Origin of the sequence: Streptomyces sp. NRRL F-5727, from assembly GCF_000719555.1 — a bacterium.
In the GTDB taxonomy this organism is placed as follows: domain Bacteria; phylum Actinomycetota; class Actinomycetes; order Streptomycetales; family Streptomycetaceae; genus Streptomyces.
Window position 1 is genome coordinate 1 of record NZ_JOGX01000066.1, and the last position, 13552, is coordinate 13552.

Sequence of the window (13552 nt, forward strand, 5' to 3'; positions counted from 1 at the left end):
CCTCCCGGTCCGCCGCTCCGCCACCGTCGGCGCCGACCCGCGGTTCGCCGCCGCCGTCCGCGAGCTCGTCCTGGAGCGGGCCGCCGCCGAGCGCGGCACGCGCGCCCAGCGGTGCGCCCTGGGCGCCCTCGGCCCCTCCCACGACCTGTGCCCGATCGGCTGCTGCCCGGCCCGCGCCGAGCGCCCCGCCGCCGCCGGCGCCGACAGCCCCTACGCCTGAGGAGCCACGCCGTGATCCCCGCACCCCCGCTCGACGAGCTGCTCGACCTGGCCCTGGAGGCCGCCCGGCGGGCCGGCGCCCTGCTGCGCGACGGCAGGCCCGACGACCTGACCGTCGCGGCCACCAAGTCCAGCGCCATCGACATCGTGACCGAGATGGACATCGCCGCCGAGAAGCTGATCACCGGCTTCCTCGCCGAGCACCGCCCCGAGGACGGGCTGCTCGGCGAGGAGGGCGCCGCCACCCCCGGCACCAGCGGCGTCCGCTGGGTCATCGACCCCCTCGACGGCACCGTGAACTACCTCTACGGCCTGCCGTCCTGGGCCGTCTCCATCGCCGCCGAGTACCAGGGCGAGACCGTGGTCGGCGTCGTCGAGGCCCCGCTGCGCGGCGAGACCTTCCACGCCGTCCGCGGCGGCGGCGCGTGGCTGGGCGGGCGCCGGCTCGCCGTCCGCACCGCGCCCCCCTTCGACCAGGCCCTGCTCGGCACCGGCTTCGGCTACGTGCAGTCCCGCCGCGCCCGCCAGGCCGAGGTGGTCCGGGAGGTCCTGCCGCTGGTCCGGGACATCCGGCGGGGCGGCTCGGCCGCCATCGACCTCTGCGACGTGGCGGCCGGCCGGCTCGACGCGTACTACGAGCGCGGGCTCAACCCCTGGGACCACGCGGCGGGGGCCCTGATCGCCCGCGAGGCGGGCGCGCGCACCGGCGGACGTCCGGGAGAGCCCGAGTCCGGAGAACTGGCCGTAGCCGCCCCCGAGGGCCTTTTCGGGCCCCTCCAGGAGCTCCTCGACCGGCTGGGCGCCTGGCACGACTGAGACCGGCCCCGGACACGGCGGTGCCCCGGAGCCGTCCGGCTCCGGGGCACCGCCGTGCCGCTCCCGGGGGAGCGGCGTCGCTCAGGCGCTCTGCGCGCAGACCGGTGCGACCTCCACGCCGTGCTCGGCTGCCAGTCGGTGCAGGTCCTCCAGCTCGGCCTGCTCGACGTCCGCGAGGTAGTCGTCGCCGGTCTCGCGGGCCCGCGTGAGGTCCGACTGCGTGGTCCTGATGCGCTGCAGCAGCCCTGCGGTGAAAGCGTCCATGCGCCCCTCCTCATGGGTCCGGCGGCACGGGGGTGTGCCGGGGGTGGGTGGATCACACACTGTCCGCTCCCGGGGGACGGAAGAGCCGTGGGCGTGCCACATACAGGGCGTGATCGCGGGGTGTGCACACCTCCTCCCCACCCCTTCCCGGGCGGAAACCTCAACTGCCCCCTGAATCAGGTGAATTCTTCGCGCCCCCTCCGGGCCGCGCCCGGGTCCGCCGCCGCCCGTCCCCGCCGGGCGGCCGCCCCCCGCCGTCTTACAGCCGGTTTACGCGCGTACGGGGCAGGATGGACACGCACAGTCAGTGTTCACGATCGCCCCCGGTCCGCCCGGACCGGAGCGCCGAAGGAAGGAAGAACGACGTGCGCGTACTCGTCGTCGAGGACGAGCAGCTGCTCGCCGATGCGGTGGCCACCGGACTGCGCCGGGAGGCCATGGCCGTCGACGTCGTGTACGACGGCGCCGCCGCCCTGGAGCGCGTCGGGGTCAACGACTACGACGTCGTCGTCCTCGACCGCGACCTGCCGCTGGTCCACGGCGACGACGTCTGCCGCAAGATCGTCGAGCTGGGCATGCCGACCCGGATCCTGATGCTCACCGCCTCGGGCGACGTCAGCGACCGGGTGGAGGGCCTGGAGCTGGGCGCCGACGACTACCTCCCGAAGCCCTTCGCCTTCACCGAGCTCACCGCGCGCGTGCGCGCCCTCGGGCGCCGCACCTCCGTGCCGCTGCCGCCCGTCCTGGAGCGGGCCGGCATCAAGCTCGACCCCAACCGCCGCGAGGTCTTCCGGGACGGCCGGGAGGTCCAGCTCGCGCCCAAGGAGTTCGCCGTCCTGGAGGTGCTCATGCGCTCCGAGGGCGCCGTCGTCTCGGCGGAGCAGCTCCTGGAGAAGGCGTGGGACGAGAACACCGACCCGTTCACCAACGTGGTCCGGGTGACCGTGATGACCCTCCGGCGCAAGCTCGGCGAGCCGCCCGTCATCGTCACCGTGCCCGGCTCCGGCTACCGGATCTGATCCGATGGCCGCGACCCCGGCGCCGCACCCGCAGGCGCCACCGAAGCCCACCTGGGACCCGCGGGACCCGGTCAGGCCGCTGCTGCGGCCCACCATCCGGATACGGCTCACGCTGCTCTACGGCGGCATGTTCCTGATCGCCGGAATCCTGCTGCTGTCGATCATCTACCTGTTCACGGCGCAGAGCCTGACGGACAGCGTCGCCAGCCTGCCGTTCAAGATCGTCAAGGGCGAGGTCCAGCCCACCACCGCGGAGTGCGTGCTGCCCGAACAGGGCACCGGCGAGCAGTTCAACGCCGCGGTCTCCATCTGCCTGCGCCACGAGACCGACCTGGCCCTCCAGGACCTCCTGCGCCGCTCGCTCTTCGCCCTGCTCGGGCTGAGCATCATCGCCTTCGCCTTCGGCTACGCCATGGCCGGCCGGGTGCTCTCGCCGCTCGGCCGGATCACCCGCACCGCCCGCCAGGTGGCCGGCTCCGACCTGGCCCGCCGGATCGAGCTGGACGGCCCGGACGACGAGCTGAAGGAGCTGGCGGACACCTTCGACGAGATGCTGGACCGCCTGGAGCGGGCCTTCACCGCCCAGCAGCGCTTCGTCGCCAACGCCTCGCACGAGCTGCGCACCCCGCTGGCGATCAACCGCACCCTCCTGGAGGTCCACCTCTCGGACCCGGGGGCGCCGGTCGAGCTCCAGCAGCTCGGCAAGACCCTGCTGGCCACCAACGAGCGCAGCGAACAGCTGGTCGAGGGCCTGCTGCTGCTCGCCCGCAGCGACAACCAGATCATCGACCGCAAACCCGTCGACCTCGCCGAGGTCGCCGAGCGGGCGGTCGACCAGGTGCACGCGGAGGCCGAGGCCAGGGGCGTCGAGATGCGCGGCGAGCGCGCCCCGGTCGTCGTCCAGGGCAACGGCGTCCTGCTGGAGCGGATCGCCCTGAACCTGCTCCAGAACGCCGTGCGGTACAACGTTCCGGACGGGGGCTGGGTCGAGGTCACCACCGAGGTCCAGCACGGCCAGGCGGTGCTCGTGGTGTCGAACACGGGCCCGGTGGTCCCCGCGTACGAGATCGACAACCTCTTCGAGCCGTTCCGCAGGCTCCGGCAGGAGCGGACCGGCAGCGACAAGGGCGTCGGGCTCGGCCTGTCGATCGCGCGCTCGGTGGCCCGGGCGCACGGCGGACGCATCAGCGCGGTGCCCCGCGAGGGCGGCGGCCTGGTGATGCGTGTCACTCTGCCGATCTGACAGACTGCGGGGACGAGGACCGATCTGTTCGCTTTGAGCGGAATTCCGGGACCCCCGTCCTGAGACGGGCATGTGTGATCGATCACAAGCGCGAGTGCCCGAAGGGTCGCGCTCCGTGACCGTGAATTCCGGGGGAAAACCCGGAAAAGTCCGGGTTTCCCGGGCGCTGACGGGCGGAAAGTACACGGGGTGGCGGCGCGCGCGGCCGCGCCGGGGACCGTGTACGGTCCGCATCGCCACTCGTACCGATCACTCCTGGGGAGCGCGGGACGGGTGTCGATTGAGTAACAGACCTTGATGTGAGGCAAAATCTGCGCCTCAGGTCGGGCACAAGTCCGACCTCTCACGCGTTACGTGCGCTGAGACACCCGCAACCACCCAGAGGGGGAGAGCGACATGGCAACGGACTACGACACCCCACGCAAGACCGACGACGACGTCGACTCGGACAGCCTTGAGGAGCTCAAGGCCCGTCGGAACGACAAGTCGACCTCGACCGTCGACGTCGACGAGTTCGAGGCCGCCGAGGGCCTGGAGCTTCCCGGCGCCGACCTCTCGAACGAGGAGCTGGCCGTCCGGGTCCTGCCCAAGCAGGCCGACGAGTTCACCTGCATGAGCTGCTTCCTCGTGCACCACCGCAGCCAGCTGGCGCGCGAGAAGAACGGCCAGCCGATCTGCCGCGACTGCGACTGAGACAGGCGCGGCCGTGGCAGGCGACACACCGTCCCGGAAGCGGCGTCTGAGGCTTCCCGCGAAGCCCCCGACGTACAAGGGCGGCAAGGGCCCGACGGAGGGCGCCCAGGAGGCTCCCGACGCCGCGCAGGCCGCCCCCCCGCCCTCCCTCGGCGTGGTGGACGACGAGCGAGGCCCCACGGCCTCGCTCGCAGCTGCCGGCGTCCCCGGACAGGGCGAGGCACCGCTCCCCGCGGAGCGGGACCCCGAAGGCCCCTCGGACCCCGAGGCGCCCGAGGAACGTGACGCGAGCCGTCACGGCAGGCTGGACGCCGTCAGGCGGCTGGCCAACCCGGCACGCGCGCAGCTCGACCGCATCAAGATCGACGCCGCGCGCATCGACGCGGTCCGCCGCAGCGTGGACGGCGTCAGGCAGGGAGTGAAGCGGAGCGGCGACGGCGCCAAGGCCGGCATCGCCTATCTGGCCGACCGGCTGATCGACCTGGCCCCGCGCGTCCCCGTCCGCGACCTCGCGACCCTGCGCAAGCAGTTCCCCGGGCTCGGCCCCGAGGAGCTGGCCGACAAGCTGGTCTTCGGCGCGGCCAACGCCAGCTCGACCGTCGGCGCGGGCATCGGCGCCGCCGCCATGCTCCCCGTACCGCCGGCCATGCCGGCCGAGCTGGCAGCGGAGATCACCGGCGTCGCCGCGATCGAGCTCAAGCTCATCGCCGAACTCCACGAGGTCTACGGCCTCCGGCCGCCCGGCACCCTGCCCCAGCGCTCGGCCGCCTACCTGACCTCCTGGGCCGAGGAGCGGGGCATCGACCCCACCAAACCCACGACGATCAACGCGGCCCTCGGCGGACAGCTCAAGCGCGAACTGCGCCAGCAGATCATGAAACGCATGGTCCGCAACCTGCCGAACCTCACCCCGTTCATGGTGGGCGCGGCCGTCGGCGCGGTCATGAACCGGCGCGACACCAAGAAGCTCGCCGGGCACATCCGCAAGGACCTCAGGGCCCGCCAGGTCCCCTGGGACCGGCTCGCCGGGCTGCCCCCGCTGGAACAGCCCGAGAACCCCAGGGAACTGGGCTTCTAGACCGCCCCGGGCCGCCAGGAGCGGCCCCGGGACGGACCTCCGCGGAGCGGGAGGGCTCAGCCCTCCGCCCGCACCGCCTCGACCGCCGCCGCCAGACCCTCCGGGTCACGGCTCGACAGGTACAGGTACGGCGTCGGGTCCGCCGGATCCGTCACCACCACCCGCACCGCCCGCGGCACATAGCTGCGCATCAGCAGGAAGGCGCGCGGATCCGCCTTGTGCGTGCGCCAGGCGCGCGCCTCCTCCTCGTCCAGCACCTCGACCGTCCCCAGCGCCGACACCGGCACCCGGGCCTCGCCCGCCACCAGCGAACCGGCCACCACCCGGATCCGGGCCGAGCCGTACGAGGACGCCGCCACACCGGCCGCCACCCCCGCCACGATCAGACCGCCCAGCATCGGCACCGTCCCCAGCGGGAACATGATCAGACCGCCGGAGACCGCCAGCAGGACGACGATGACCCACCACGAGCCGGGCACGGTCAGCCGCTCGTCGAAGCGGGGCGCCGCGGGGGAGGCGGGAGACGCGGGGGAGGAGGCCCCCGACGAGGGGGTCGGCGCGGGGGTCGGTGCGGAAGGCTGCATGCGTCCAAGCTTGGCACGGCGCGACCCGCGCCCGGCCGCGCGGGTAAGGTCTGCGCCTGTGACTGGAACATCTGCCGCTCTCACCCCGCCGGCCGACGCCGTGGCGCCGACCCGCCATCCGGACGCGCCCGCCCCCGGCGAGCCGCTCGGCTCGCACTACGGCCACTGCTTCGGGTGCGGCGACGGGCAGCCCCACGGCCTCCACCTGGAGGCGCGCGCGGGCGAGGGCGTGACCGTCACCGCCGAGTTCACCGTCACCGCCGACCACCAGGGCGCCCCCGGGCTCGCTCACGGCGGCGTGCTCGCCACCGCGCTCGACGAGACCCTCGGCTCCCTGAACTGGCTGCTCCGCGTCATCGCCGTGACCGGCCGCCTGGAGACCGACTTCCGCCGCCCCGTTCCGGTCGGCACCGTGCTCCACCTGCAGGCCGAGGTGACCGCCGTCCACGGCCGCAAGATCTACTCGACCGCCACCGGCCGCATCGGCGGCCCCGACGGCCCCGTCGCCGTCCGGGCCGAAGCCATGTTCGTCGAGGTCAAGGTCGAGCACTTCATCGACAACGGCCGGCCGGAGGAGATCCAGGCCGCCATGTCCGACCCCGACCAGGTCCGGCGCGCCCGCGCCTTCGAGGTGAACCCCTGATGCGCTCTCCCGTCGACGTACTGATCCGCCGGGTCGACCCGGACGTGCCGATCCCGGCCTACGGCCACCCGGGCGACGCCGGGGCCGACCTCGTCACCACCGAGGCCGCCGTGCTGGCCCCCGGCGAGCGGGCCGTGCTGCCCACCGGCGTGTCCATCGCGCTCCCCGACGGCTACGCCGCCTTCGTCCACCCCCGCTCCGGACTGGCCGCGCGCTGCGGAGTCGCGCTCGTGAATGCCCCGGGGACGGTGGATGCCGGGTACCGTGGAGAGATCAAGGTGATCGTGGTCAATCTCGACCCGCGCGAGACCGTGCGGTTCGAGCGGTTCGACCGGATTGCCCAACTGGTCGTCCAGCAGGTCGAGAAGGTGCGCTTCCACGAGGTGGCGGAGCTTCCCGGCTCGGCGCGGGCCGAGGGGGGCTTCGGGTCCACCGGCGGTCATGCCGCCGTGGACGGCACCACGGGTGGGAATCGATACGCTTCGGTCGTATCCGACCGGGAAGGACAGTGACGTGTTCGGACGTCGCAAGAAGAGCGGTGCCGCCGACAAGGCGGGCGAGGCCGAGCAGGTCGTCGACGCCGTCACCGGCGAGGACGCCGCGGACGCGGCCGACCAGCCGCGCAAGGTGAACCTTCCGCCGGCGCCCCGGCCCGACGGTCCCTGGGACATCTCCGAGGTCGCCAAGCCCGAGGAGGGCCGCGTCGACCTCGGTGGACTCTTCGTGCCCGGGGTCGAGGGCATGGAGCTCCGCGTGGAGGTGGCGGGCGACGCGATCGTCGCCGCGACCATCGTGCTGCGCGACAGCGCCGTGCAGCTCCAGGCGTTCGCGGCGCCCAAGAAGGAAGGCATCTGGGGCGAGGTCCGCGAGGAGATCGCCACCGGCATCGTCCAGCAGGGCGGCGCCATCGACGAGGTCGAGGGCCCGCTCGGCTGGGAGCTGCGCGCGCAGGTCCCCGTCCAGCTGCCCGACGGCAACCGCGGCGTGCAGATCGTGCGCTTCGTCGGCGTCGACGGCCCGCGCTGGTTCCTGCGCGGTGTCATCTCCGGCCAGGGCGCGGTGCAGCCCGAGGCGGCCGGCCTCCTGGAGCAGATCGTCCGGGACACCGTGGTCGCCCGCGGCGAGGGCCCGATGGCCCCGCGCGACCCGATCGTCCTCAAGCTGCCGAACGACGCGCAGATGGTGCCGGACGGCGTGCAGCAGGAGGAGCAGGCCGGGTCCCGCTTCTCCGGCGGCATGGGCCAGCTCCAGCGCGGCCCGGAGATCTCCGAGATCCGCTGACGCACCCCGCGAGACCCCGGTCCGGTGGGCCGCCGCCGTACGCACGACGTACGGGGGCGGCCCACCGGCCTTTTCCCGGGGCGCACGGTGACCGGCGGCCGGAGGCCCGTACGAGCTCTTCCCCGAAGACCCGGACGAGGTCCCTCAGGGGTCGCCCCTACGGGGCCGGGCGTCCGGAGGCCGGGGAGCGCCGTCCGAAGATCGGGGTCTCCTCCGGGGGCCGGACCCTGGTCTCGGGGGCGGCGGCCGACCATACTGGTCTGCGCACGTGTTCGAGGAGGGGGAGCGCAGGGTGAGCGAGAACAGCACGCGGTCCGCGACGGCCGTCGCCGAGGACCCCGCCACGGGGCCGATGATCCGGGTGGAGGGCCTGCGCCGCACCTTCGGCGAGGGCGAGGCCGCCGTCCACGCCCTCAAGGGCGTCTCCTTCGAGGTCTCCCGAGGCGAGCTGGTCGCCCTCAAGGGCCGCTCCGGCTCCGGCAAGACCACCCTGCTCAACCTGGTCGGCGGCCTCGACAGCGCCGACGGCGGCCGGATCGTCATCGACGGCACCGACCTCTCCACCCTCGGCGAGAGCGGCCTCCTGGAGCTGCGCCGGGACCGGATCGGCTTCATCTTCCAGTCCTTCGGCCTGCTGCCCATCCTCTCCGCCGCCGAGAACGTCGGCGTCCCGCTGCGGCTGCGCGACGCGGACCCCGCCGAGCGGGAGGAACGGGTCGCCCTGCTCCTCGCCCTGGTCGGCCTCGCCGACCACGCCAACCAGCGCCCCGGCGAGCTCTCCGGCGGCCAGCAGCAGCGGGTCGCCATCGCCCGCGCCCTCGCCAACAAGCCGGCCCTGCTCATCGCCGACGAGCCGACCGGCCAGCTCGACGCCGAGACCGGCCTCGCCGTCATGGAACTGCTCCGGGCCGTGGTCCGCAGCGAGGGCTGCACCGCCCTCGTCGCCACCCACGACCACCAGCTCCTCGGCCTCGCCGACCGGGTCCTCGAACTCCGCGACGGCGAGATAGCCGAAGGCTGAGCCCACCCGCGACCGGCCGGCGCCGGGACACGCATCAGAATCACGTCAATACCGCGCCGGGGTGTTCCTCCGCGTGCGGAATGTCCGATCAGCCGGACGTATGGTCGGTCCATGGGACGTGGCAAGCTTCGGATCTACCTCGGCGCGGCACCCGGCGTCGGCAAGACGTACGCGATGCTCGCCGAGGCCCACCGCAGGGTGGAGCGCGGCACCGACTGCGTCGTCGGCTTCGTGGAGCACCACGGCCGGCCGCGCACCGAGGTGCTGCTGCACGGCCTGGAGACCGTGCCCCGCCGCACCGTCGAGTACCGGGGCACCTCCTTCACCGAGATGGACGTCGACGCCGTCCTCGCCCGCCGCCCCGCCGTCGCCCTGGTCGACGAACTCGCCCACAGCAACGTCCCCGGCTCCCGGAACCCCAAGCGCTGGCAGGACGTCGCCGAACTCCTCGCCGCCGGCATCGACGTCGTCTCCACCGTCAACATCCAGCACCTCGAATCGCTCGGCGACGTCGTCGAGGCGATCACCGGCGTCCGCCAGCAGGAGACCGTCCCCGACGAGGTGGTCCGCCGCGCCGACCAGATCGAACTGGTCGACATGTCGCCCGAGGCGCTGCGCCGCCGGATGGCCCACGGCAACGTCTACACCCCCGACAAGGTCGACGCCGCCCTCTCCAACTACTTCCGCCCCGGCAACCTCACCGCCCTGCGCGAGCTGGCCCTGCTGTGGACCGCCGACCGGGTCGACGAGTACCTGCGCCGCTACCGGGGCGAGCACAACATCCGCTCCACCTGGCAGGCCCGCGAGCGGATCGTCGTCGGCCTCACCGGCGGCCCCGAGGGCCGCACCCTGATACGCCGCGCCACCCGGCTCGCCGAGAAGGGCGCCGGCGGCGAGGTGCTGGCCGTCTACATCGCCCGCAGCGACGGCCTCACCGCCGCCTCGCCCAAGGAGCTGGCCGTCCAGCGCACCCTCGTCGAGGACCTCGGCGGCACCTTCCACCACGTCGTGGGCGACGACATACCGACCGCCCTCCTGGACTTCGCCCGCGGGGTGAACGCCACCCAGATCGTCCTCGGCTCCAGCCGCCGCCGCACCTGGCAGTACGTCCTCGGCCCCGGCGTCGGCCAGACCGTCGCCCGCGACTCCGGCCCCGACCTGGACGTCCACATCGTCACCCACGGCGAGGTCGCCAAGGGCCGCGGCCTCCCGGTCGCGCGCGGCGCCCGCCTCGGCCGCTCCCGGATCCTCGGCGGCTGGCTCGTCGGCGTCGCCGGCCCCGTCGCGCTCGCCCTGCTCCTCACCCACACCGACGCCGACCTCGGCCTCGCCAACGACATGCTGCTCTTCCTGGCGCTCACCGTCGGCGCGGCGCTGCTCGGCGGCTTCCTGCCGGCGCTCGCCTCGGCGGCCGCCGGCTCCCTGCTGCTCAACTGGTTCTTCACCCCGCCGATCCACCGGATCACCATCGCCGACCCGCTGAACATCGTCGCCATCGCGGTCTTCTTCGGCGTCGCCATGGCCGTCGCCTCCGTCGTCGACCTCGCCGCCCGCCGCACCCAGCAGGCCGCCCGGCTGCGCGCCGAGTCCGAGGTGCTCTCCTACCTCGCCGGCAGCGTGCTGCGCGGCGAGACCAGCCTCGACGCCCTCCTCGAACGGGTCCGCGAGACCTTCTCCATGGAGTCCGTCGCCCTCCTCGAACGGGCCGACGGCGCCGAGCCGTGGGTCCGGGCCGCCGCCGTCGGGCCCCACCCGGCCGCCCGGCCCGAGGACGCCGACGTGGACATGCCGGTCGGCGACCACCTCGCGCTCGCCCTCAGCGGCCGGGTGCTGCCCGCCGAGGACCGCCGGGTGCTCGGCGCCTTCGCCGCCCAGGCGGCCGTCGTGCTCGACCGGCAGCGGCTGGTCGGCGAGGCCGAGGAGGCCCGCAAGCTCGCCGAGGGCAACAAGATCCGCACCTCCCTGCTCGCGGCCGTCAGCCACGACCTGCGCACCCCGCTCGCCGGCATCAAGGCGTCCGTCTCCTCGCTCCGCTCCGACGACGTCGAGTGGTCCGAGGAGGACCGGGCCGAACTCCTCGAGGGCATCGAGGCCGGCGCCGACCGCCTCGACCACCTCGTCGGCAACCTCCTCGACATGTCCCGCCTCCAGACCGGCACCGTCACCCCCCTCATCCGCGCCGTCGACCTCGACGAGGTCGTCCCCATGGCCCTCGGCGGCGTCCCGGACGGCAGCGCCGAGGCGGACATCCCCGAGACCCTGCCCATGGTCGAGGTCGACAAGGGCCTCCTGGAGCGGGCCGTCGCCAACATCGTCGAGAACGCCGTCAAGTACAGCCCCGACGGCGTCCCCGTCGCCGTCGGCGCCAGCGTCCTCGGCGACCGCGTCGAGCTCCGCGTGGTCGACCGCGGCCCCGGCGTCCCCGACGAGTCCAAGGACGGCATCTTCGAGCCCTTCCAGCGCTTCGGCGACGCCCCGCGCGGCTCCGGCGTCGGTCTCGGCCTCGCCGTCGCCCGCGGCTTCGTGGAGGCCATGGGCGGCACCCTCAGCGCCGAGGACACCCCCGGCGGCGGCCTGACCATGGTCCTCACCCTGCGCGCCGCCGCCGGGGGAGCCCCGCCGCCGGCCGAACTGCCGGCCCACGCGGTGACCTGACCCCGCGCCCGTACGTACCAGCAGAGCAGCAGCCCGCACCCGCCCCCGTACAGCAGAAGGAAGGCCCCCACACATGACCCGGGTCCTCGTGGTCGACGACGAGCCACAGATCGTCCGCGCCCTGGTGATCAACCTCAAGGCGCGGAAGTACGAGGTCGACTCCGCCCCCGACGGAGCCACCGCCCTCCGGCTCGCCGCCGAACGCCACCCCGACGTCGTCGTCCTCGACCTCGGCCTGCCCGACCTCGACGGCGTCGACGTCATCAAGGGGCTGCGCGGCTGGACCCGGGTCCCGATCATCGTCCTCTCCGCCCGCCAGACCTCCGACGAGAAGGTCGAGGCGCTCGACGCCGGCGCCGACGACTACGTCACCAAGCCCTTCGGCATGGACGAGCTCCTCGCCCGGCTGCGCGCCGCCGTCCGCCGCGCCGAACCCGTCGGCGGCGCCGAGGACGGCGTCGTCGTGGTCGAGACCGACGACTTCACCGTCGACCTCGCCGCCAAGAAGGTCCACCGCGACGGGCGGGACGTCCGGCTCACCCCCACCGAGTGGCACCTCCTGGAGGTCCTGGTCCGCAACGGCGGCCGCCTGGTCAGCCAGAAGCAGCTCCTCCAGGAGGTCTGGGGCCCCTCGTACGGCACCGAGACCAACTACCTCCGCGTCTACATGGCCCAGCTGCGCCGCAAGCTGGAGACCGACCCCTCCCACCCGCGCCACTTCGTCACCGAACCGGGCATGGGATACCGCTTCGAACGCTGATACGGGCCGCCTCCGGCCGGAGGCGTGGCCGGTACGCTTTCAGGTATGAGTGCTGCACCCCGTACCGACAAGCCGGCAGGCCGGTTCCGCCGGATGCTCGACCGGCTCTCCTCCTCGCCGGAGGACCTGGAGTCGGAGGAGCTCCAGGAGGACACGGCGGCCTCGGGCTGCACCCGGATCTCGGACTGTTCCGACCGCCAGATCGTCAAGGTGACTGGTACCTTGCGCACGGTCACGCTGCGCCCCCGCGCCGGTGTCCCCGCCCTGGAGGCCGAGCTCTTCGACGGCACGGCGCCGCTCGACGTCGTCTGGCTGGGCCGCCGCTCCATCGTGGGCATCGAGCCGGGCCGCAAGCTGATCGCCTCCGGCCGGATCTCCATGAGCCACGGCCGGCGGGTCCTCTTCAACCCCAAATACGAGCTCCGACCGCTCGGACAGGAGTAGCCGGTGACGTCCGTCGACAAGCCGACCACCGCACCGCCGACCCCGGACCAGAACGCCCGGACCGACAAGGCGGTGACCGAGGCCGCGCTCTTCGAGGCGTTCGGCGGCGTCCGGGGCATGGTCGAGACGGTCCTGCCCGGACTGCTCTTCGTCACGATCTACACGATCAACAAGGACCTGAAGAGCTCGGCCATCGCGGCGCTCGCCGTCTCCCTGCTGCTCGTCGTCGTCCGGCTCGTCCGCCGTGACACCGTCAAGCACGCCTTCAGCGGCGTCTTCGGCGTCGGCTTCGGCGTCGTCTTCGCGATGATGACCGGCAACGCCAAGGACTTCTACCTCCCCGGCATGCTGTACACCCTGGGCCTCGGCCTCGCGTACATCATCACCACGCTCGCCGGCGTGCCGCTGATCGGCCTCATCCTCGGCCCGGTCTTCAAGGAGAACCTCTCCTGGCGGACCCGGAACCCGGGACGGAAGAAGGCGTACGCCAAGGCCAGCTGGGCCTGGGGCCTCATCCTGCTCGCCAAGTGCGCGATCCTCTTCCCGCTCTACTGGTGGGCCGACACCACCCAGCTCGGCTGGGTCCTCGTGGCGCTGAAGATCCCGCCCTTCCTGCTCGCCGTCTACCTGACCTGGGTCTTCCTCGCCAAGGCGCCGCCGCCGATCGACGTCTTCGCCGAGATGGAGGCGGAGGAGAAGGCCGAGCGGGAGCGCAAGGCGGCCGCCGCCGCCCGCACCCCCGAGGAGTGACCGACCCGGGTACCCGTGGCCGTCTCCGGTACGCGTGACCGACTCCGGCACGTGTGACCGTCTCCGGTACGCGTGACCGACT

At 73.4% G+C, this 13552-nt stretch carries 15 protein-coding genes and 1 pseudogene; 14 read left to right on the forward strand and 2 right to left on the reverse strand.

Annotated elements, in window-relative coordinates:
* Both IF73_RS0131100 and IF73_RS0131105 read left to right on the forward strand, forming a co-directional pair.
* Positions 1 to 220, forward strand: a pseudogene (locus IF73_RS0131100) (ferrochelatase); the annotation flags it as partial.
* A gap of 11 nt (positions 221 to 231) precedes the next feature.
* Entirely contained in the window at positions 232 to 1035 is an 804-nt protein-coding gene (locus IF73_RS0131105) for an inositol monophosphatase family protein (RefSeq protein WP_420706594.1), read from the forward strand.
* 81 nt (positions 1036 to 1116) lie between these two features.
* Here IF73_RS0131105 and IF73_RS0131110 read toward each other — a convergent pair whose 3' ends face one another.
* Positions 1117 to 1299 carry a hypothetical protein gene (locus IF73_RS0131110; protein ID WP_031013855.1) on the reverse strand — a complete coding sequence of 61 codons (183 nt, stop codon included), beginning with the start codon at positions 1297 to 1299 and terminating at the stop codon, positions 1117 to 1119.
* Between the two features lie 365 nt (positions 1300 to 1664).
* Between IF73_RS0131110 and IF73_RS0131115 the strand changes: the two genes are divergently transcribed.
* The 4 genes from IF73_RS0131115 (at position 1665) to IF73_RS0131130 (ending at position 5332) form a co-directional block, all read left to right on the forward strand.
* The gene (locus IF73_RS0131115) at positions 1665 to 2318 is read left to right on the forward strand and encodes a response regulator transcription factor (RefSeq protein WP_030496297.1); all 654 of its coding nucleotides are present in this window, start codon (positions 1665 to 1667) and stop codon (positions 2316 to 2318) included.
* A gap of 4 nt (positions 2319 to 2322) precedes the next feature.
* Positions 2323 to 3561: a sensor histidine kinase gene (locus IF73_RS0131120; protein ID WP_031013856.1), complete on the forward strand. Its 1239-nt coding sequence runs from the start codon at positions 2323 to 2325 to the stop codon at positions 3559 to 3561.
* 396 nt (positions 3562 to 3957) lie between these two features.
* Entirely contained in the window at positions 3958 to 4254 is a 297-nt protein-coding gene (locus tag IF73_RS0131125) for a DUF4193 domain-containing protein (protein WP_003955561.1), read from the forward strand.
* A 13-nt stretch (positions 4255 to 4267) separates the two neighbouring features.
* Positions 4268 to 5332: a hypothetical protein gene (locus IF73_RS0131130; RefSeq protein ID WP_031013857.1), complete on the forward strand. Its 1065-nt coding sequence runs from the start codon at positions 4268 to 4270 to the stop codon at positions 5330 to 5332.
* Positions 5333 to 5388: 56 nt separating this feature from the next.
* On the opposite strand, the gene IF73_RS0131135 is transcribed toward IF73_RS0131130, so the two are convergent.
* Positions 5389 to 5916 carry a DUF3093 domain-containing protein gene (locus tag IF73_RS0131135; RefSeq protein WP_037881082.1) on the reverse strand — a complete coding sequence of 176 codons (528 nt, stop codon included), beginning with the start codon at positions 5914 to 5916 and terminating at the stop codon, positions 5389 to 5391.
* 58 nt (positions 5917 to 5974) lie between these two features.
* Here IF73_RS0131135 and IF73_RS0131140 point away from each other — a divergent pair, with 58 nt between their 5' ends.
* The 8 genes from IF73_RS0131140 (at position 5975) to IF73_RS0131175 (ending at position 13470) form a co-directional block, all read left to right on the forward strand.
* The gene (locus IF73_RS0131140) at positions 5975 to 6559 is read left to right on the forward strand and encodes a PaaI family thioesterase (RefSeq protein WP_031013859.1); all 585 of its coding nucleotides are present in this window, start codon (positions 5975 to 5977) and stop codon (positions 6557 to 6559) included.
* Positions 6559 to 7071 (forward strand): dUTP diphosphatase, encoded by a 513-nt coding sequence (dut, locus tag IF73_RS0131145; RefSeq protein WP_031013860.1) that lies wholly within the window; start codon positions 6559 to 6561, stop codon positions 7069 to 7071. The genes IF73_RS0131140 and dut overlap by 1 nt, the downstream gene beginning before the upstream one ends.
* 1 nt (position 7072) lies before the next feature.
* Positions 7073 to 7840, forward strand: coding sequence for a DUF3710 domain-containing protein (locus IF73_RS0131150; RefSeq protein WP_031013861.1), 768 nt, complete (start codon positions 7073 to 7075; stop codon positions 7838 to 7840).
* Positions 7841 to 8192: 352 nt separating this feature from the next.
* Complete coding sequence (locus IF73_RS0131155) at positions 8193 to 8861, forward strand: ABC transporter ATP-binding protein (RefSeq protein ID WP_107049366.1); 669 nt, start codon at positions 8193 to 8195, stop codon at positions 8859 to 8861.
* 111 nt (positions 8862 to 8972) lie between these two features.
* Positions 8973 to 11516, forward strand: coding sequence for a sensor histidine kinase (locus IF73_RS0131160; protein ID WP_031013863.1), 2544 nt, complete (start codon positions 8973 to 8975; stop codon positions 11514 to 11516).
* Positions 11517 to 11589: 73 nt separating this feature from the next.
* On the forward strand, positions 11590 to 12276 hold the full coding sequence (locus IF73_RS0131165) for a response regulator (RefSeq protein WP_031013864.1): 687 nt from the start codon (positions 11590 to 11592) through the stop codon (positions 12274 to 12276).
* Positions 12277 to 12321: 45 nt separating this feature from the next.
* Positions 12322 to 12720 (forward strand): OB-fold nucleic acid binding domain-containing protein, encoded by a 399-nt coding sequence (locus IF73_RS0131170; protein WP_078868359.1) that lies wholly within the window; start codon positions 12322 to 12324, stop codon positions 12718 to 12720.
* A 3-nt stretch (positions 12721 to 12723) separates the two neighbouring features.
* Entirely contained in the window at positions 12724 to 13470 is a 747-nt protein-coding gene (locus IF73_RS0131175) for a DUF3159 domain-containing protein (protein WP_031013865.1), read from the forward strand.
* Positions 13471 to 13552 lie beyond the last annotated feature (82 nt).